Source organism: Kitasatospora sp. NPDC059803 (assembly GCF_042732255.1).
In the GTDB taxonomy this organism is placed as follows: domain Bacteria; phylum Actinomycetota; class Actinomycetes; order Streptomycetales; family Streptomycetaceae; genus Kitasatospora.
The window spans coordinates 1-19,261 of sequence record NZ_JBHWIJ010000027.1 but is presented as its reverse complement, the minus strand read 5'-3'; the positions used below and the strand labels follow the sequence as shown (position 1 = coordinate 19,261).

16 protein-coding genes and 1 pseudogene are annotated in these 19,261 nt (G+C 71.2%); 11 read left to right on the top strand and 6 right to left on the bottom strand.

All coding sequences use genetic code 11. From position 1 onward, the window contains the following. Window positions 1–27 precede the first annotated feature (27 nt). The 4 genes from ACFV6I_RS07135 to dacB all read left to right on the top strand — a co-directional run bounded on the left by ACFV6I_RS07135 (window position 28) and on the right by dacB (window position 4,690). Entirely contained in the window at window positions 28–807 is a 780-nt protein-coding gene (locus ACFV6I_RS07135; RefSeq protein ID WP_244293782.1) for an ABC transporter ATP-binding protein, read from the top strand. Beyond that, window positions 804–2,144, top strand: coding sequence for an FtsX-like permease family protein (locus ACFV6I_RS07130; RefSeq protein WP_380423817.1), 1,341 nt, complete (start codon window positions 804–806; stop codon window positions 2,142–2,144). The genes ACFV6I_RS07135 and ACFV6I_RS07130 overlap by 4 nt, the downstream gene beginning before the upstream one ends. Before the next feature lie 52 nt (window positions 2,145–2,196). Beyond that, complete coding sequence (locus tag ACFV6I_RS07125) at window positions 2,197–2,964, top strand: DUF4097 family beta strand repeat-containing protein (protein WP_380423816.1); 768 nt, start codon at window positions 2,197–2,199, stop codon at window positions 2,962–2,964. A 64-nt stretch (window positions 2,965–3,028) separates the two neighbouring features. Then, complete coding sequence (gene dacB / locus ACFV6I_RS07120; protein ID WP_380423815.1) at window positions 3,029–4,690, top strand: D-alanyl-D-alanine carboxypeptidase/D-alanyl-D-alanine-endopeptidase; 1,662 nt, start codon at window positions 3,029–3,031, stop codon at window positions 4,688–4,690. Between the two features lie 189 nt (window positions 4,691–4,879). On the opposite strand, the gene ACFV6I_RS07115 is transcribed toward dacB, so the two are convergent. Next, complete coding sequence (locus ACFV6I_RS07115; RefSeq protein WP_380423814.1) at window positions 4,880–6,148, bottom strand: phophatidylserine decarboxylase associated domain-containing protein; 1,269 nt, start codon at window positions 6,146–6,148, stop codon at window positions 4,880–4,882. Between the two features lie 533 nt (window positions 6,149–6,681). Between ACFV6I_RS07115 and ACFV6I_RS07110 the strand changes: the two genes are divergently transcribed. Together ACFV6I_RS07110 and ACFV6I_RS07105 are read left to right on the top strand one after the other, a co-directional pair. Next, window positions 6,682–7,266 carry a hypothetical protein gene (locus ACFV6I_RS07110; RefSeq protein ID WP_380423813.1) on the top strand — a complete coding sequence of 195 codons (585 nt, stop codon included), beginning with the start codon at window positions 6,682–6,684 and terminating at the stop codon, window positions 7,264–7,266. Next, window positions 7,263–10,298 carry a M48 family metalloprotease gene (locus ACFV6I_RS07105; protein WP_380423812.1) on the top strand — a complete coding sequence of 1,012 codons (3,036 nt, stop codon included), beginning with the start codon at window positions 7,263–7,265 and terminating at the stop codon, window positions 10,296–10,298. Before ACFV6I_RS07110 ends, ACFV6I_RS07105 begins: the two co-directional genes overlap by 4 nt. 81 nt (window positions 10,299–10,379) lie before the next feature. Here ACFV6I_RS07105 and ACFV6I_RS07100 read toward each other — a convergent pair whose 3' ends face one another. Beyond that, entirely contained in the window at window positions 10,380–10,706 is a 327-nt protein-coding gene (locus ACFV6I_RS07100; protein ID WP_380423811.1) for a thioesterase domain-containing protein, read from the bottom strand. An 85-nt stretch (window positions 10,707–10,791) separates the two neighbouring features. Between ACFV6I_RS07100 and ACFV6I_RS07095 the strand changes: the two genes are divergently transcribed. Both ACFV6I_RS07095 and ACFV6I_RS07090 read left to right on the top strand, forming a co-directional pair. Beyond that, entirely contained in the window at window positions 10,792–11,784 is a 993-nt protein-coding gene (locus tag ACFV6I_RS07095) for an MFS transporter (protein ID WP_380423810.1), read from the top strand. 38 nt (window positions 11,785–11,822) lie between these two features. Beyond that, window positions 11,823–12,404, top strand: a complete 582-nt coding sequence (locus ACFV6I_RS07090; protein WP_380423809.1) for a hypothetical protein — start codon at window positions 11,823–11,825, stop codon at window positions 12,402–12,404. Between the two features lie 79 nt (window positions 12,405–12,483). Here ACFV6I_RS07090 and ACFV6I_RS07085 read toward each other — a convergent pair whose 3' ends face one another. Both ACFV6I_RS07085 and ACFV6I_RS07080 read right to left on the bottom strand, forming a co-directional pair. Further along, entirely contained in the window at window positions 12,484–13,446 is a 963-nt protein-coding gene (locus tag ACFV6I_RS07085) for a phosphotransferase family protein (RefSeq protein ID WP_380423808.1), read from the bottom strand. Window positions 13,447–13,503: 57 nt separating this feature from the next. Beyond that, window positions 13,504–14,553: a TetR/AcrR family transcriptional regulator C-terminal domain-containing protein gene (locus ACFV6I_RS07080; protein WP_380423807.1), complete on the bottom strand. Its 1,050-nt coding sequence runs from the start codon at window positions 14,551–14,553 to the stop codon at window positions 13,504–13,506. Window positions 14,554–14,719: 166 nt separating this feature from the next. On the opposite strand from ACFV6I_RS07080, the pseudogene ACFV6I_RS07075 reads away from it, so the two are divergent. After that, window positions 14,720–15,830 (top strand): annotated as a pseudogene (locus ACFV6I_RS07075) (FAD-dependent monooxygenase). A 533-nt stretch (window positions 15,831–16,363) separates the two neighbouring features. Here ACFV6I_RS07075 and ACFV6I_RS07070 read toward each other — a convergent pair. Further along, window positions 16,364–16,837, bottom strand: a complete 474-nt coding sequence (locus tag ACFV6I_RS07070) for a MarR family winged helix-turn-helix transcriptional regulator (protein WP_380334236.1) — start codon at window positions 16,835–16,837, stop codon at window positions 16,364–16,366. A gap of 42 nt (window positions 16,838–16,879) precedes the next feature. Here ACFV6I_RS07070 and ACFV6I_RS07065 point away from each other — a divergent pair, with 42 nt between their 5' ends. After that, on the top strand, window positions 16,880–17,782 hold the full coding sequence (locus tag ACFV6I_RS07065) for an alpha/beta hydrolase (protein WP_380423806.1): 903 nt from the start codon (window positions 16,880–16,882) through the stop codon (window positions 17,780–17,782). 139 nt (window positions 17,783–17,921) lie between these two features. Then, on the top strand, window positions 17,922–18,470 hold the full coding sequence (locus tag ACFV6I_RS07060; protein ID WP_380423805.1) for a SixA phosphatase family protein: 549 nt from the start codon (window positions 17,922–17,924) through the stop codon (window positions 18,468–18,470). A 60-nt stretch (window positions 18,471–18,530) separates the two neighbouring features. Here ACFV6I_RS07060 and ACFV6I_RS07055 read toward each other — a convergent pair. Next, a partial coding sequence (locus ACFV6I_RS07055; protein WP_380423804.1) for an alpha/beta hydrolase occupies window positions 18,531–19,261 on the bottom strand: 731 nt, incomplete at its 5' end.

Genomic DNA, 19,261 nt, shown 5'->3' with positions numbered 1-19,261 from the left:
ACTGCCCGGCCCTGCTTTCCTTGATTCATGCCAGTTTCCACTACCGCTCCCGTGCCGTGCATTCGTTTGCGCGGCCTTCGGACGGAATTCCCCATTCCCGGCCGCCGGGGCGAGACGACGCGCGTCCTGCACGACATCGACCTGGAGATTCCCGAAGGCCGGCTGACCGCCGTCGTCGGCCCCTCCGGTTCGGGCAAGTCGACGCTCCTGCTCTGCACGGCCGGGCTGGAGCGGGCGACCGCGGGGTCCGTCGAGATCCTCGGGACGGACGTCCGCTCACTCAGCCCCCGCAAGCAGGCCGCGTTCCGCAGCGAGAACATCGGCTTCGTCTTCCAGGAGTACAACCTCGTCAGCTCGCTGACGGTCGAGGACAACATCGCCCTGCCGGCGCGGCTCGCCGGCCGCCGGGTGCCCAGGGCGCGGGTCGAGGACGCCATGGCGCGGCTCGGCATCGCCAAGCACGCGCGGCGACGCCCCGACCGCCTCTCCGGTGGCGAGCGCCAGCGCGTCGCGGTGGCCCGGGTGGTGGCGAACCAGCCGCGGATCGTCTTCGCCGACGAGCCGACGGGTGCGCTCGACCTCAAGTCGGGTCATGTGGTGCTCGACTGGCTGCAGGCGCTTCCCGCGCAGGGGAGCACGGTGCTCATGGTCACCCACGACCCTCATGCGGCCGCGCGGGCCGATCAGGTCGTGGTGATGGGGTCCGGGCGGGTACACGCCGTCATCCCCGGTGGCGACTCCCGCGCGGTGGGCGACGCCGTCCTCGCGGCGCAGTCGGCGGACGAAGCGGGCGGGGAGGAGTCGTGATCCGGCTCGTGCTGTCGGACATCCGCCTGCAGGCGTCGATGTGGTGGTGGACGCTCCTGTGCGCCACGGTCGGCGCGGCGTGCTCGGCGGGCTCGGCCATCGCGATGTTCACCGCCGTCTCGGCGGCGCGGGCGGCGGGTGACGCACGGATGGTCTCCGCGTCGATCGCCCTCGGCGGCAACATCGTCTTCTTCACCGTGCTCGCCGCCGTGGGCATCGTCGCCTCCGCGGTCGGTCTGACGCTGACGACCCAGCGGCGCGAGCACGCCCTGTGGGTGATCCTCGGGATTCCGCGCCACCGGGTCAGGTTCATCCTGCGGACGGAGATGGTGGTGCTGGGCGCGGTGGCCGGCGCGCTGGCCGCACCGCTCGCCCTGCTGGTCGCGGGTGTCGCCCTCGCGCAGTGGAAGGGGACGGGTCTCGAACTGCACGGGGCCTCGGTCGGGTTCCGGTTCTGGTACGTCGGCGTGAGCGTGCTGTCCGGACTGGTTCCGTGCCTGCTCGGGGGCTGGGGCGTCACCCGGCGGGCCGCCAGGACGCCGGAGATGCGCGCCTTCCGGGACTTCTCCGATCCCCCGGCGCGGCCGGGCGTAGCCCGCGGTGGCCTCGCCCTGTGCCTGCTCGCCGGTGTGGTCGGGATGTGGGTCCCCGGCCTGGGCCTCGAACTCAAGGGCGGGCTCGCCCAGCGGACGGCCTTCGCGTTCGCCGGGAACCTCTTCCTCCTCTGCCTGCTGCTGCTGATGGGGCCGTGGGTGCTCACCCCGCTGATGAAGCTCTGGACGGCGCTGGTGCCCTCGCGCGGCGTCGCCTGGCACCTTGCCGTGCAGTCGTGCCGGGCCCGCGCGACGAGGAGCGTCACCACGGTGCTGCCCTTCGCGCTCTCCCTGTCGTTCGTCGGCCTCTTCATGGTGATGGGGAAGGTCATGCCCGGAGGCAGCGCCGGGCTGGACAACATCCTGGTCGTGCTGGGCTGGGTCTTCGTCGTGTCCTGGGCCGGGGGCCTCGCCGTGATCGCCCTCGTCGGGCGGGAGCGCGCCCGTGACTCCGCCGTCGTGACGGTGGCCGGTGCGCGGCCGGGCGTGGTCACCCGGTCGATCGTCTACGAGGGGGCGATCTACGCGGGGACGGCGATCGTCTTCGGCGCGCTGTTCGTCGCCGTGTCGAGTCTCACCATCGCCCTGGGAGCCCGGATCGACGTCGTCCGGGTCCTGGCGGGCCTCCCCTGGGCCACGCTCGGGGCGCTCGCCGCCGGGACGCTGGTCACCACCTGCCTCGCGCTGGTCCTGCAGGCGGCCCGGGTGTCGCGCACGGTCGCGGTCCGGGCGCTGCGCTCGTGAACCGGGGTGCGGGAATCCACACCACCATGTTCGTTGACGAAGGAAGAATTCGATGAAACCGACCACGCGCACGCTTCTCGCCTTCGGCGCAGCCGCGCTCCTCGGCCTCGCCGCCACGGCCTGCACCACGGACGGCGCATCGGCCGACGCGACCGTGGAATCGAAGTCCTTCGACTTCGCCGGTGGCAGCCTGACCGTCAACTCCGGTTCCGCCGACCTCGCGCTGGTGGCCGCCGACATCGAGGGCGTTCAGGTGGAACGACGGGTCAGCGGCAGGAAGGTCGGCGGGGAGGTGGGGTCCGGCTGGCAGCTCGAAGGGGGCACGCTCACACTCTCGCTGGACTGCACGGGGATCTCGGTGGACTGCAGCGCGAAGTACACCGTGAAGGTGCCGCGCGCCGTCGCCGTCACCGCCGAGAGCGGCAAGGGGCGCATCGAGGCCACCGGCTTCACCGCGGACTTCTCGGCCAGGACCGCCGGCGGCGACGTCCGGTTGTCGGACCTCCACGGAGCCAAGCTGGCCCTGGAAGGCGGCGACGGAAGCATCAAGGGCGACGGGATCTCCGCCCGGTCCGTCAGCGTCACGTCGCGGAACGGCAACGTCGACCTGGGCCTGGCCGCCGTGCCCGACCTGGTCGACGTGCAGAGCAGGGACGGCAACGTCGAGCTGGGCCTGCCGGAATCGAAGTACGCGGTCCGCACGGCCGCGAAGAAGGGCGACGTCACCGTGAACGTCGCGAAGGACGACGCGAGCGGCCATTCCGTGGCCGTCCGGACCCGCAACGGCAGCATCGCCATCGGCAAGGGCGGGAAGTCCTAGCCGCCGCGCAGCAACCAGGCCGGAAGCGTTCGATCGAGCGCGAAAGTCGAACAGGAAAGAACGAATGTCAAGCAACTCCCTCTCAAGCAACTCCCTCTCCGGAATCAAGACACCTCGGGTACGGCGGCGTACAGCCCTGGCGCTCGCCGCTTCGATGACGGCTGCCGTGGCGATGACGGCGTGCTCCCACAACTCCACGGACAACTCAGCCTCTCCGGCACCGGGTGCCACACGGGTAAGCGCCGACCTGCAGAAGCTCATGAGTGCCGCGCCGTGGTCGTCGGGCCAGTGGGGCCTGCAGGTCGCCGATCTGCAGACGGGGAAGGTCGTCCAATCCAAGGGCGCCGATTCCCAGTTCATGACCGGTTCGACGGCCAAGACCTTCGCGGTCAGTGCTGCGCTCGATGTCCTGGGTGACGACCATCGCTTCCGTACGCCCGTGGTGCATTCGGGTACGGTCTCCGCGGACGGGCGGCTCTCCGGCGATCTCATCCTGGTCGGGAGCGGCGATCTGGCACTCGGCGGGCGGACCACCGCGTCAGGCGGACTGGACGTCCCCGACTTCGACCACTACGACGCCAACGCCGTACCCGGCATGGCGACCATCACCGAAGAGGATCCGCTGGCGGGTGTCAACGAGCTGGCTCGACAGGTCGCGGCCAGTGGAGTCCGCCATGTCGACGGCGACGTGGTGATCGACAACCGACTCTGGGATCCGGTGTCGATCGGCGGGGTGCCGGTCACTCCGGCCATCGTCAACGACAACCTGATCGACGTGCTCATCACGCCGGGCGCACCCGGCGAGCCGGCCAAGGTCGACTGGCGCCCGAAGACGGCCGCCTTCGGCGTCGACGCGCAGGTGACGACCACACCCGCCGGAAGCAAGCCGACGGTGACGACCGAAAGCGTGAGTCCTGGCCATATTCGGGTCCGAGGTTCCGTGCCCGCGGACGTGAAGGCTCCCTTCGTGACGACCTACCAGGTTCCCGACCCGGCGGCGTTCGCCCGCACCGTCCTCATCGAGGCACTCGCCAGAAACGGCGTCAGCGTATCCGCCCCCTCGCTGGGAGCGAACCCCGACAGCAAGCTTCCTCCGTCGGCGGAAGTGAGCTCGCTGCCCGTATCGGCGACCTACACTTCTCCGCCCTTCAAGGAGTACGCAAAGCTGATCAACAAGGTCAGCCACAACCTCGGGGCGAACCTTCTGCCGCCGCTGATGGCAGCACACAACGGGCAACGAACCTATGCGGACGGCATGAAGATCGAGAAGGAGTTCCTCGCTCACTCAGGTGTGGATCCGAATTCAGTGAGCCTCGTCGATGCCCAGGGCCTCCCCGGCGACAAGGCGACGCCGACTGCCCAGGTGGCGCTGCTGCGGCACCTGGCACGACAGGACGACTTCGACGTCTTCTACGACTCCATGCCGAGCATGGGCGTCGACGGTTCGCTTGCCGACGTCATCGAGCGCACCGATCCCGCCGCAGGACACATCCGTGCGAAGACTGGCACCCTGGTCAGTTCCTACCAGGGCAAGCTGGCTCTCGGCACGAAGGCGCTCGCAGGCTATATCGATGCGAAGGACGGCCGCCGCTACGCCTTCGCGATCTACGTGAACAACATTCCGGTGCCCAGTGACTCCGTGAGCGATGCCATCGACCTCGCGCTCAAGGCCAACAAGCAACTGGGAGCGATGGCCGCCACCATCTACAAGTCGCCCAAGGCGTGATGGGCAGCCCGAGCAGGTGATCGATTCAACAGCCGGAGACCAACGCCGTTGCGTTTGCCGGCGACGGCGTGCAACGGGACCCCTGGGTCTTGATCATCTTGCTCGACGCAAGTGATCTACCAGAGGTCCCGATCCTCGTCGTCAGGGACTTGACCAGCCACCGAACAGCCAAACGCAACGGCGTTGAGCTCAACGGGTGTGGGCGATCTGCGAGTTGACCGCGCACCACTGGCCCTTCTCCATGTCTCCGGTCGTGTTGTCCGGCACGTCGAAGGCGGCTACGGCACCCGGCTGGAAGACCAGGACCATGCTGGAGCCGCCGTAGCTGAAATATCCCAGCTCGTCGCCCTTGTCGACGTGCTGCCCCGGCGTGACCCCGATGGTGAGCGAGGAGATCTCGGTGATGCCGATGGGCATCACGCAGACGATGCCGACGGGGTCGGGGCTCTTGACGAAGATCAGGGCGCGGGCGTTGACCGAGGCCTCGTAGATCTGCGACTGAACGCCGGCATCCTCGTCGTGGCCCGCCGATTCGAGTTCGGTGAACGTCAGCCCCTCGACCACCCGTGCGCTGATGACCGTACCGCTGACCGGGGCGTGCCAGCGGTGGTAGTCGCCGCCGGAGAGGAACGACTGGTAGACATCGCCTCCGACGAAGCCGTCCGTCAGATCGCTGCCGTCCAGCATGTCGTAGAGGGAGTAGCGCTGGCCCTTGACCCAGAACTCGTCGGTGCGCTGCACGTTCCCCTGGATCTTGACCACCCTGCCGTCGTTGGGGGCGACGATGGCCTTGGGATCCGTGCTGCCCGCGACCGGGCGTTTGCCGGGCCTGACCTCCCGGTGGAAGAAGTCGTTGAACGAGGCCAACCCACCGTAGGGCTGCGTGAAATCGACTTCGAAGTCGTCGAGCTTGAGCTTCTGCCGAGCATCCGCTGACAGCCACTGGCCGGTGGTCAGCACCTCACGGCTGGCAGGGCTGTCCAGGTACGTGCACCACTCCCGCAGGATCCCCACGAGCGCCCTGTTGAGGTCCCTGTTGCGAAAGACGGCCTCTCCGGCCGGCGTGTACATCATGTCGACGAACAGGGCGGACATCGGAAAGTGGACCTTGTCGGTGTAGCGCGGGGCCCAGGTGACGATGGCGTCCAGGTGGTCGAGCAGGTCGGGAATGTCGCGCACCTTGCCCTTCCAGCTCTCCGCAGCCTGCTCGATCATCAGGCTCACGTACATCCGCACCACGGGATCCCGGTCGATCAGCCTCGCCAGCTCGGCCACCGAGTTGTGCCGGACGATGGCGCCCTGTGCCTGCTGCCGCTCGACGTACCCGCCGAGTTCGTCCAGCCAGGCGTGGACGACGGCCCGGTCCGGCGGAAGGTACCCGGCGGACCGGGCGAACGAGTTCTGGTAGCGGGCCTCAATGGCCTGCTCGGTGCATTGGTTACCATTACTGTGCGTCACTGGGTTCCCTTCGCCCTGGCTGGTGAACTGAACGCATAGGGAGGGCCTGACTCCGCGTCCACATTCGGCAGCGCGACCTCGATCTGCGGCACGCGATGCTGTGCGGCCCGAACGAGGTTCTTTCGGAGCGACCTCGAACCCGACCACTCCCCGATAGCATTATCTGCACACGATCTATCTGATGTCCACTTGAACTGTTACACAGAGTCATGTCAGCCCTGGGGGTCAAGTGGCCGCAGGTTCAGATCCTGCCGTCCCGACGGAATGCCTCTTGTGCGCACCGCTGGTGTCGGCGGCCAAGCGCGCGGTCTGCCCGTGGTGGACGAGCCAGGCCACCTGCTTGCTTCCCCGCCGGCCGACCTTCTGGCACCGGCGTCCGCCAGGCTGCGCCGCCGTGCACGGCCGGTCGGCCGCAGCGGCGCCGCATTGTAGGGGGAGTGCCGCCGGGTATTGCCCCGTCGGATTCCTTGGGCCAAGGTGAGACCGGTGCGGCAACCGGCCTGGGCGTGCCGCGAGTTGGCCACGGAGGTGCCATGGGTTCCGAAGCAGCTCACTCCGAAAGCCGCGAGGCCGCGCCGGGCGGGGCACGAGTGCGCGACGTGGTCCGTGACGTGGTGGCCGAGGTCGCCGCAGAGGAACTGCCGCTCGTGGCGTGGCTGACTCGGTTCGACGACGCGTCGGCCGTGCGCCGGCTCGCGGGCCGCAGCCGGAGCGAACCACTGGGCTTCGGCCTCGGCGAAGTCGCCGCGCTGGTGACCCCCGTGGTGTGGCTGGCGCTGGACCAGGTGGGGCAGAGGATCGCGGACGCCGCGGTGGACGGCGCCGCCAAGGGGCTGAGAGCCGGGCTGCGCAAGGTCTTCCGCAAGGGGGCCGCGCCGGTGACGATCCCTCCGCTGACGCGTGAGCAGCTCGTCGAGGTGCGGCAGTCGGTGCTGGACTCGGCCGCGCAGCGGGGCCTGGCGGAACAGCGCGCGTCGGCGATCGCCGACGCGGTGGTGGCCCGGCTGGCCCTGGCCGACCCGGGCGGCACCGGACACGATTCGGCCGAAGCCGAACCGCGCGGCACCGCACTGGACCCGGCCGAACCCGACCCGGCGGCCGACGGCGAGGCGCGATGACCGACGCGCCCGCCGACGCCGCCCCCGAGGCAGGCCCACGGCAGGCCCCGGCTCCGCCCGACGAGCGGGTCCTCGCCGCCGGCACCACCCTGCGCTTCGTTCTGCTCCTGCTCCTGTTGGCGGCGGCCGGCGCCAGCATGGTCCCGAGGACCGTCTGGCAGCTCCTTGCCTCCTCCCAGCAGGCCGACAAGGAGATGGCCTGCTGGCTGGCCGCGGGCCTCGACCCCGGCGCACCCATGAATGCCGGCTACGTCCTGTCCACCCGGAACCAGTCCGCGCTCAAGGTGTGCGCGGCGCGCTACGTCCAGAACTTCGACGGGGTGTCCGTCGCCGTGGGCGCGCTGCTGGTCGTCGTGGTTCTCACGGTGTACTGGTTGCTGCCGGTGTGGAAGGCACGCCGTTCCCGGGTCGTCGCCCTGGAGGAGCTGGACACGACCGGACGGCTGCGCCAGCAGCTCGACGAGCTGGTGGACACGGCCGGGCTCGCCCGCACGCCCAGGTTCGTCGTCGACCCGGTCGTGCCGGAGGTCGGCGCCGTCGTGTTCGGCCGCTGGCGCAACCCCACGGTCTGCCTGTACGGCGGGCTGTTCGCCACAAGCGGCACGGACCGGGAAAGGTTCCGTGCCGTGGTCCTGCACGAGCTCGCGCACCTGCGGAACAAGGACATCGGCATCACCTACGCCACCGTCGCCCTGTGGCGCGTCTTCCTTGTGCTGGTCCTGCTCCCGTGGGCCGCAGTGGGCGTGAAGAACCTCTTCTTCACCGGAACCGCGGACGTCCGGGGGCAGTTCGCCCCGTTCAACACGCACGAACTGGTGCTCGGCCTCCTGATCGCGGTGTCCGTCCACCTCACGCGGGCCGGGATCCTGCGCAACCGCGAGATCTACGCCGACCTCATGGCGGCCCGCTGGGGCGCGAGCCGGGAGTCCTGGAACGTCCCCGTCCGGCCGGGCTCCGGCCGCGCACTGCCGCGGGCCCTCGCCGCGTTCGTCGAACTCTGGCGCACCCACCCGTCCTGGGAACTGCGCCGGACCTCCCTGACCGACCCGAAGGCACTGTTCGCGCTGGACGCCCTGCCCCTGTTCCTCACCGGGCTCGCCGCCGACATCCTCGTCTGGCAGCTCGGAAGCCTGCCCTACGAGGCTTTCCCCGCGAAAGCGGTCCTCATCGCGACACTCGTCGTCGGCATCGGCGGCGTCGCCCTGTGGCGCGCCGTGGTGTACGCCGTCCTCACCGGCCGGCCGACTCCACCGGGATGGCCCGCTGGCCTGTGGCTCGGCACCGGCGTCGTCGCGGCCGAACTGCTCGGCCCAAGGGCGGCCTGGAACCACTGGTGGCCCAACCACCCCGAAGCCCTGCTGGTCCTCGTCGCCGCGCTGGTGCTGGCGATGACCTGGACCGCACAGAACGCCGAGTGGTGGATCGCCTCCTGGCGCGGGCGCTCGCTGCGCCCCGTCATGGTCGTGGGCCTGGCCGCCGCCTCGCTGGCCCTCGCCTGCGTGCTGTACTGGTGGTACGCGCAGGGCGAGGCCCTGACCGACGGGTGGCCGTTCACCACGGCCGGGCTCCTGGGCTCGTACGGTCTGTCCGGGCTGCCGCCGGCGCACATCGGCCCGCTGCTGGAGGTCATCGCGGTGGTGGGCGTCCTGCCCGGCGCCGACAGCGAGGCCCACAGCCTGTGGTGGGCCGAGGCGCTGCTCTGGATGCTGCCGTTGCTCGCGCTGGCGCTGCGCCGGCCGGGGCGCCGCGCGAAGTGGCTCGCCGAAGCGCTGCCGGGGGCGGCTGACGCACAGCCGAACATGGACGCACAGCCGAACACGGACGTACCGCCCGGCCCGGACGCACCGCCGCCCTCGCCCTCGCCCCTGTCCCCGGCCGTGTCACCGAACGCCGCCGCGCTGCCCGGCCCGGGCAGGCTCCTGGTCGCCGGCCTGGCGGGCGGGCTGCTCTGCTGGGCCGCCCTGGCCGCGGCGAAGGCCCACATGCACACACCGCGCCCGGCGGCCGTGCGGATGACCGGCCCGTTCCAGATCACCTACCTGATGTGGCCGATCCTGGTGATCTGCGCCGCGATGGCACTGACCGCCGTGGTCGTCGCCGCCGTGACGAGGGCGGCCTGGCTGCTCGCCGGGCTCGTCACAGCCGGCGTCGCCGGCCTGATCGGCATGGTGGGCGCCTTCGTTCTGGCGAGTGCGGACGGCTGCCTCGGCCCGTTCAACGTCATGACCAACACCTGTGGGTGGAGGCCGGGGGCGGTGTGGAGGCTGGTGGAGATCGCGGCGGCCTACACGCTGACCCTGGGGATATTGGTGGCGGCCCTGGCCGCCTTCGTGGGCCGGGGGGCGGGCCTGCTGTGGCGGCGCGTCCGGGCCGGGCTGCGCCCCGTCGCGGTACCGCCTGACGTCGCGCCGCCCGTCGCGGTGGGGCCGCCCCGCCGGAGGCGGCGGTATGGCGCCCGGGTGGCGGCCGTCGCGGCTGTCGCGGCCGTGGTGGCCGGGGCCGCCGGCGCAGCGGTGACCGTCGCTCAGCTGCCCGGCTCGGGCAGGGGGAACGCCCAACGCGCGGAGTCGATGCTGGACCAGACGAGGAGCGCTCCCTCGGCGGCGATCGCGCTGGCCCAGAACCAGGCCTGGGCGGCGGTCGGAGGCCTGGACCACATCAACGAGTTCAACGCGGCGCAGCGTGACTTCGCCGCCGCAATGGGCGGCGCCGTGAACGCCACCTCCGACGCTCAGGTCGAGGCGGAGCTGCGCGCAGTGGGCGGCACCTGCGAACAGCTCGCCGGGGCGACCCGGCGGGCCGACGAGTATTTCACGGTGCCCGACCCGACGGGACAGCAGCTGTGGTCCCGACTGCTGGTCGGCTACCAGCAGTTGACCACTGCGTGCCGGAACCTCGTGGACCGGCCGGACATCGTCGCGAACGGCTATGCCGCCGGGGCGGCGCAGCGCGCCGCCGTCGACGCGGGGAGCCGGATGGTCTCCTGGCTCGCCGGATCCGGCGCGGTGGTCCGGCGAACCCCACCCCGATGACCCGCGACCACCGTGGCCCAATCATTCGAACGCATCACGCTCAGGAGAAGCGCGGAGAACGGTCGCGTCAGTACCCCCGGTTCAAACCTGGATCGACTGCCGATCCAACTGGATGATCACCGTGCCGGGGCTAGCATGTCGGTGTACGATCCACCGCCTGTTGTCGGGAGAGTTCGGGAAAACAGCAGCACCCCCGAGTTCGGAGCCGACCCTTGAGCCGACCCATGAGGGTTCGGCGATGCCCTCGCGGCCTGCGAGCAGGAGTTGCGGCATGGCGGTGCGGTAGGTGCCGAGGTGGGGGGCGGCCAGGCCGGAGAGCGCCAGCAGTTCGGGCGGCCGGTGGCCGAGGCGTTGCAGGCGGCGGGCCGTCTCGAAGGCGAGGAGCGCACCGACGCTGTGTCCGGACACACGGTGACGGACACACGGTGACGGACGCACGGTGACACCGCGGCAGCACACGACCCCGCCAGGCCCGGCAGAAAGCCCCGACCACATGCCCGACACACCCGCTCGACCACCGTCCCCCGCCACCCCGGCCCGCGCCCGGCACCGCTGGACGGCGGCGGCCGCCATGTACCTCGGCCTGTACCGGCTGGGCCTGGACCTCACCGTCCTCAACGTCGCCGCCCCCGACCTCCAGAACGACCTGCACGCCCACCTCTCACAAGTGCAGTGGGTGGTCAACGGATACACCCTCGCCCTCGGCGGCACCGTCCTCGCCGTCGGCGCGATGACCGACCGCATCGGCCGCAGACGTGCCTTCACCGCCGGCCTGGCCCTGTGCGCCGCAGCATCCGCCGCAGGAGCCCTGGCCAACGGCGTCACCCAGGTGATCGCCGCGCGCTTCGCCATGGGAACCGGGGCCTCCCTGCTCATGCCCGCCACCCTGTCCACCGTCATCAGCCTCTTCCCCGAACCGCAGCTGCGCCAACGCGCCGTCGCGCTGTGGGCTGCCGTCGGCGGCATCGGATTCGCCAGCGGCCCGGTGGCCGGCGGCTGGCTGGTCGAGCACCACGGCTGGCGCGCCGGTTTCTGGATCAATCTCCCGATCGCCGCGGCGGCCATCGTCCTGGCCTACTGCTTCGTCCCCGAATCCCGGGACACGGAACGGCGCCGCCTGGACCTCACCGGTGCGGTCCTGTCCGCCGCGGGACTGCTGACACTCGTATGGGCCGTCATCGAGGCCCCGACCCGCGGTTGGACCAGCACGACCGTCCTGGGGGCGTTCACCGTGGCGACAGGATGGCTGGCGGCCTTCCTCGTCCACCAGAGCCGCAGCGCGGCGCCGATGCTGCCCCTGGCCTTCCTGCGCGACCCGCGCATCGGCGTCGCCGCAGCCACCCTGGCCACCCTCTCCCTGGCCCTGTACGGCGCCCTGCTGGTCGTCTCCCTCTACCTTCAGGAGGTGCTGGGCTACTCGCCCTGGCAGGCGGGCGTCCGCACCCTCCCCCTGCCGCTCGCCCTTGCCGCGGGGCCGTCGCGGTAGTGCCGCAGATCTCCCGGTGGGGAGCGCGGGCGACGGTCGTGAGCGGCCTGGCCCTCGTCGTCGCCGCCTTCGTCGTCCTGGCCGGAGCGACCCCGGAATCCGGTTACCCGCGGGTGGCCGTCTTCCAGATCATCGCAGGATTCGGCGCGGGCATGGCCGCAACAGCAGGAACCGGGTCCGTGATGGGGGCCGTTCCCGCGCAGCGTGCCGCACTCGGCTCGGCCATCAACGACGCGACCCGCCAGGTCGGCTCGGCGGTGGGGGTGGCCCTGCAAGGCTCGATCCTCGCGTCCGTGTCCGCCTCCAGCCTGCACCTCTCCCTGTCCCCGTACTCCGCCCAACTCCCCGAAGCAGCAAGGGCCGACATCCTCAGCACCCGCCTCTACCTGGCGGACGTCCCGCCCGCACTCAGGTCCGTCGTCCTGGCCTCGGCCCGCCAGGCGTTCATCGACGGCCTGATCACGGCAGCACTGGTCGCCGGGGTACTCACCCTGGCCGCCGGCGCCGCAGCCGCAGTGTGGCTGCCGCGACGGTCAACGAGCTGCGTGCCGGGCTCGGAGGCGGACGGGGCGGTGCCACGGGACGGCACCGCGGAGTCCTACGAGCGTGCGGAGCGGTGAGCCCTTCGATCTGCTCGACGAGTGTCACCGCGGTGCAGACGTCGTTCGGCGCCCGGCCCGCGCTCCGGCCCGCCTCGGCTCAGCCCCAGGTGTCCATCAGGGAGGTGACGTAGGCGTCCAGCCGCTGCTCCACGGCTCGCGTCGTCAGCTCCGTTCTCCCTGCCTCCCGCCAGGGCTGCGCCACCGACCGCACCTCCTCCGAGCACGCCAGTCCGTCCCGCACCCGCCAGTACAGCCGCTCGCTCGCGGTCGCGGCCAGCACCCCGCCGGCCTCCTCGTACGCCTCGGCGAACCGCTGACTCCACGCCGGGCCGTGCAGCAGCGCGAGATTGGTGGAGCAGTGCGCCACGTCGAGATCCGCCGGGCCCCAGGAGGCCGCCGCCCAGTCGACGACGCCGGTGATCCGCGCACCTGCCGGCCCTGGGGGCGGCACGTCGAACAGCACGTTGCCGGGTTGGAAGTCCCGGTGCAGGAACCGCCCTTCACCGGGCGGCGCGGGCCTGCGGATCACGTCGATCGCCGCGGCCCATGCCGCCGCGTCTGCGTCCTTCGGCATGACGACGGTGTCGGCGGTCGTCAACGCCACATAATCCCGGGGCCGTTCGGCGGGCCGAAGCGCGTGGATCGCCACGAGCTGACGGGCCAGCAGCGGGACGCGTGTCTCCACCCCCTCATCGTCGAGGACCGTCCGGCCCGCCAGATGGGTCATGAGGAGCGACGGATACTCGCACTGCGCGGCGCTCGGATCAACCGCGACCAGCGTGGGAGCCGGCACGCCGGTCCCCGCCAGCAGGGCCAGGGCGCCGGCCTCCCTGTCCAGCCAGTCCTCGGCGCGCGCCACGGAGAACGGGTCGACGAAACTCCGCAGCACCAGGTCGCGGGTGCCTCCGTCCCGCGTGCCGATGGTCAGCCTCCGCATCTCGGCAGTGATGCCGCCGTGCAGCGCCTCGATTCCGACGATCCGTTCGCCGGCCTCCAGGTGCCGGCGCACCCAAGCCAGCGTCAACGGTCGGACGGCTGACGCTTCGTCATGGTTGGTCACCGTGCCACCTCATCATCCGGGCAGCAGCGCGCACAAAGGACTTCAGCGGCATGACGGTCAACGGTCAGCCGCAGGCAGCCGCGATTCCGCCGGACGGTGAGGTCCCCCGATCGCGGCGGTACCGCCCGTGACAGCCTCCTGGCCTTCGATGATGGACGTCAGGCCGTCGAGGAGTGTCTTGAGGCCGAATTCGAAGAGGGCGTCGAGGCGCAGGTCGTAGCCGTCCTCGAAGGCTCCGACCACCTTGGTGAAGGCCGGGAAGCGGCCGGATTCCACCAGTTCCTGGAGGGCGGGCGCGCGGCTGTCCATCCACTGGTCTTCCGACTGGCCCGTGGCGGCTTCGGCGTGCGCTTCCATCTCCAGGTGCACCGCCAGGCCCTGGACATGGCTGTAGAGCAGGACGTGGATGTCGAACAGCGTCGTGGGGTCGAGTCCGTGGCCGTCGAGGGCGCTCAGCACCCACTCGCCGTGGACCATCAGATTGGGCACGAGCAGCGGGCGCGTGAGGGAGCCGAGCTGCGCCAGCCACGGGTGCTGCCGGTACAGGCTCCACAGGGTCCGGGCGCCCAGCTCGATGCGGGTACGCCAATCCTCGGGGGCGTCGGGGGCTTCTGCGGGGTAGGACTTCTCGCCGAACGCGGCGTCGGCCATGCGCAGGACGAGGTCTTCCTTGCTCGGGACGTACCGGTAGGTCGACATCGCCGCGACGCCGAGGCGGGCCGCGACGCCGCGCATGGAGAGCGCCGGGAGCCCTTCGGCGTCGGCGATCTCGATGGCGGTACGGACGATCCGGTCGAGGCTCAGCTCCTGCTCCTGCTCTTGCTCGGGGTCCGGGGCGGGTGGCGGGCGCCTGCGGGCCGGTGCGGCGGGGGCGGTTCCGGCGACGACCGTGCCGATCCGGGGCCGGGCCTCGACAAGTCCCTCCAGGCGCAGGGTGGTCAGGGCTTTGGTGGCGGTGGCGAGCGCGACGCCCCATTCCCCGGCGATCTGCCGGGTCGAGGGAACCCGGTCCCCGGGGGCGAGTTCACCGTGCGCGATGCGCCGCCGGATCGCGGCGACGATGCGCAGATAGGGCGGATCGCCGGCTGTCCCTGTGGTCTTCGTCACGACCTGCCGCCTTCCTTCTGTGTACTAGGACAGAGGGTAGCAGCGGCAACGCCGAACGGAAGGGGACTGCTCTAGTACACGTCGCGTAGACGGCTGGTTGAAGGCTCTGTGCGTACGGCGTACGTTCAGGGCGCGTACACCGTACATAGCACTGGAGGAGCTCCTCATGCAGACCGTACTCATCTCCGGCGGCGGAATCGCCGGGCCCGTCCTCGCCTACTGGCTGCGCCGCCACGGATTCGCGCCCACTGTCGTCGAACGCGCTCCGGGCCGGCGCCCCGGCGGACAGGCCGTGGACATCCGCGGTGTCGCGCTGGAAGTCGTGGAGCGGATGGGCCTGCTGGAGCAGGCAAGTAGCGTACGGACCCGGATGCGCGGCATGTCGATCCTCGGCCCCGACGGCCGCGAGGTCGACCGCTCCACCGAGGCGACCTTCAGCAGCGGACGGCTCGACAGCGAAGACATCGAGGTGCTGCGCGAGGACCTGGTGAGGATGGTGTACGAGCACGCGCGCGCAGGCGTCGAGTACCTCTTCGGCGACAGCATCGCCGCGCTCGACGAGGACGACACCGGCGTGCGCGTCGACTTCGCGCACGGACCGTCCCGCAGCTTCGACCTCGTGGTCGGGGCTGACGGCCTGCACTCCACCGTACGGCGCCTGGCCTTCGGGCCGGAGGAGCGTTTCGCCCACCACCTGGGCAGCTACCTCTCGGTGTTCAGCGCGGACAACTTCCTCGCCCTGGACAACTGGCAGGTGTGGCTGCGGGACGGCGACGCGGGCTTCGGCATCATGCCCGTACGCGACAACACCGAACTCAGGATCGCCTTCGGCTTCGAGTCCGCCCCCCCTCACCCACGACCTCCGGGGCGGCGGCGCCCTCCGGCAACTCGTCGTGGACAAGCTCGTATCGATGCGTTGGGAAGGGACCCGCTTGGCCGAGGCCGCCCGGAAGGCCCCCGACTTCTACTGTGACGCCATGGCCCAGATCCGCATGGACCCGTGGTCGCGGGGCCGGGTGACCCTGCTCGGAGACGCCGGCTACTGCCCTTCCCCCCTCTCGGGGCAGGGCACCAGCCTGGCCCTCGTGGGCGCCCACGTGCTGGCCGACTGCCTTGCCCGGGCCGGCGGCGACCACCGCGCCGCATATGCCCGCTACGAGCGGCGGATGCGCCCCTTCGTCACCCTCAACCAGGCCCTGGCCACCGAGAACCCCGGCGGGCCCGCCTCGGAGGTATCCGTCGCGCACGCCAAGAACGCACTCTCACTGGACGGCTGAGCCCTTCCCCGAACGGACACCGAGGCCGACAGGGGAGGGCTTGAGACGGCGGCGAGTGCCGCTGTTCGTGCGGGGCGTCGAGGTCTGCCCGGCGCAGGCGTCGGCCCCCTCTACCAGGAGGGGGCCTCTACTGCTCCTGCGACTTACACTCTCGTTCTTGACGCCTGTTCATGCTTCGTTGGTGCCGTCCGTGCTCACTGGCCGGACGGAGCGAGCGTCGCGTACGACGCGGCGTGATGTTGTTCCGAGAGCGACCCCCGCTGGGGCCTCCGTCCGTGCGCAGTCGGATCGGACGGTTCGTTTCACCCGGGTTTGCTCGGGGTGGGGCCGCTCCTCCGGATGGGGCGGTGATGCTCCCGAGCTCCCTGCTTTCCGTGGGGCTCTCGCCCTACGCGGCTTCCAGGGGACACCCCCCAGCGTGCGCCTTGTCGGCCGCGGAGGCAACCCCAGCAGGGCCTTCGCAGAAGGTGACGACAACGGAGCGCGGTGTCGCCGGGCCGCGCGTAGGCGAGCAGGTGGCCGGGCTTGCGCCTTCAGCCGGTGGGGGTGCCGATCTGGTCGCGTTCGAGCGCGGAGCGCAGCCGGCGGAGGGCCTGGGCGGCGGCGGCCGTCGTGGACTGGTCGAGGGTGCCTTCGACCAGTTCGCTCAGGCCCGCGGTGAAGGTCGCCTCGGCGGCGTCGAGGAGCTGGGAGCCGTCGTCGGTCAGGGTCAGCAGTGAGGACCGGCGGTCCGCCGGGTTGGCCTGGCGGACGATCCAGCCCTGCTTCTCCAGGCGGTCGACGCCCTTGCTGGTCGCGCCGGCTCCGATGGCGAACTCCGCGGCGAGGTCGGCCACCCGGGCCCCCGGGTGCTCGCGTAGGAACCGCAGGAACTCGAACTGCGAGGTCACGATGCCGTGTCGCTCGCGCAGGCGGTCGTTCAGCGCGTTGTACAGGCGCGTCTCGCAGCGGACGAGATCCGCGAAGAATCCCTGGAGGTCGGCGGCGCCATCCGATGTATATTCCACGGCATATAGTGTAGAGGAAGCCATTTCATAGGAGGAACGCAGATGAGCAAGGAACAGCTCGCCAAGATCGACGCGATGCTCCGCCGGCCCCGACCGGAGGGCCAACGCTCCGTCGAGCAGCTGCGCGCCGGGTTCAGGGCGCTCATGGACACGATGATCGTGCCGGACGACGTCCGCACCAGTCAGACCGCGCTCGGCGGCCGGCCCGCCCTGCACGTCACACCGGACAACGGCGCGCGCCCGGGCACGATCCTGTACTTCCACGGTGGCGGCTTCGTCTTCGGCTCTCCCGAGACCGCGCTGTCGCTGACCGCGCAGCTCGTCTCGAAGACCGGGCTCGACGCGTACTCGGTGGACTACCGGCTGGCCCCCGAGCACCCGTTCCCGGCCGGTCTGGAAGACAACCTGAGCGCCTACCGCGCCCTCCTCGACAGCGGCCTGGAGCCGTCCGCCATCGCGTTCGCCGGGGACTCCGCCGGCGGCGGTTTCGCGGTCACCACCGCCCTCGCCGCCCGCGACGCGGGCCTGCCGCTGCCCGCCGCGATCGTGGTCTTCTCCCCGGGCCTGGACGCCACCCGGAGCGGGGAGAGCATGACGACCAAGGAGGGCATCGACCCGATCTTCACCCGCGAGGCCGTGACGCACACCGGGGCCATGTACCTCGCCGGCCAGGACCCCGAGCAGCCCCTCCTCAGCCCGGCCCTCTTCGCCGACCTGACCGGCTTCCCCCCACTCCTCATCCAGGTGGGCGCCAACGAGATCCTCCTCGACGACTCCACCCGCCTCGCCGCCCGCGCACGCGACGCCGGAGTCGACGTCATCCTCGACATCACCGCCGACGCCCCCCACGTCTTCCAGGCCTTCGCGGGCGGCACCCTGGACGAAGCCGACCAGGCACTCGACCGTGCGGCCCTCTTCCTCACCCAGCGGATCCCGACCCCCTGACGTCCCGACCGCACCGGTGTGACGGGGCACCACCCGGAGACCGCGGCTGTGCGGACCTGCGGCCGGATAGTGTTCGGATGCAAAGGATCAAGCGATTCCGCCGAGCCGCGCCACGGCCCGCGGACATGGGGAGGTCAACGTGATCGTGGGTACCGGCCGCAGGCTCGTCCTGATCCGTCATGCGCAGGCCGAACGGGAGACGGCGGTCGACCAGGAACGGCGCCTCGACGAGCGGGGGCAGGAGGAGGCGTCCCGGGCCGGACGATGGCTCGCGGGTTCCGGCATCACGCCCGATCTCGCGCGGGTGTCCGGCGCCCGCCGGACCAGGGAGACCTGGGAACGCGTGGGCGCCGCGTTGCCGCGCCTCCCCGAGACGGTCCACGAGCAGGGGCTCTACGACCTCAGTGTGGAGATCCATCGGGGGGAGGCGGGGACCGGCGAGCTGGTCGCGATGGTGCGGGGGAGTTCGGACGACGTGGGCGACCTGGTCGTCGTCGGACACAATCCGAGCCTGCCCGAGCTGGTCCGGCTCCTCGTCGGAACGGCCGACGGCGACCTCTCTCGGCGGGTGGAGGAGTCCGGGTTCCCGACGGCCTCCGTGGCCGTCCTCGCGTTCGACGGTTCCTGGCAGGGGATCGGGCCCGGAGCCGCGAGGATCACCGCGTTCTGGACGCCGTCGCAGGGTTGAGACGGTGCGCCTCGGGGCGTCGGTGCGTTCGGCGTCCCAGGAGGTGTTCAGTCGCCGCCGTCACAGGCGCAGCAGCAGGTCCCGGACCGCTGCCGGCTGGGACAGGAACGGGTGGTGGCCGGCGTCGAGCTCGACGACGCTGCCGGCCCGGCGGGCGAACTCGCGCTGCAGTCGCGGCGGGGTGCCCCGGTCCTGAGCACAGACGAGGTAGGTCGAGGGCACCTGCTGCCATGCGGCAGCCCGGACCGGCTGCCCGGTCACCCGCACGCTCTGCCGGGCGAGGTGGACCGCCGCCTGCGCCTGGACCTCGGGGTCGCAGTCCTGGAGGAACGTGTCCACGAGCAGCTCGGAGCGGACCCTGAACGTGCCGGTGTCGGGGTCGACGTCGAGGAACGGGGCGGGGCGGCCGTCCCCGAACTCCGACAGGCTCTGTCCGACCTCGGGCAGATAGCTGGAGACCAGCAACAGGTGGCGCACCGCCCCGACTCCCGCGGCGGCTTCCGCGGTGACGACACCGCCGTAACTGTGGGCGACCACGACGGTCGGCTCGTCGCCGGCCTGCAGCACCCGCCGCACCGCGGCGACGTCCTCGCGCAGCCCCGGACCGCCGACGCCGCCGGGCGGGCCCGCCTCGCCGCAGCTCGGCAGCGCCGGGGCGACGCTTGGAACCCCTCGCTCCTGAAGCAGGTCGGCGGCGCGGTGCCACCACCACGAACCGTCCCGCACGCACGCCCCATGCACGAACACGACCCTCATCGCCACCTCCGCGTCGACCTCGATCATGTCGTCGG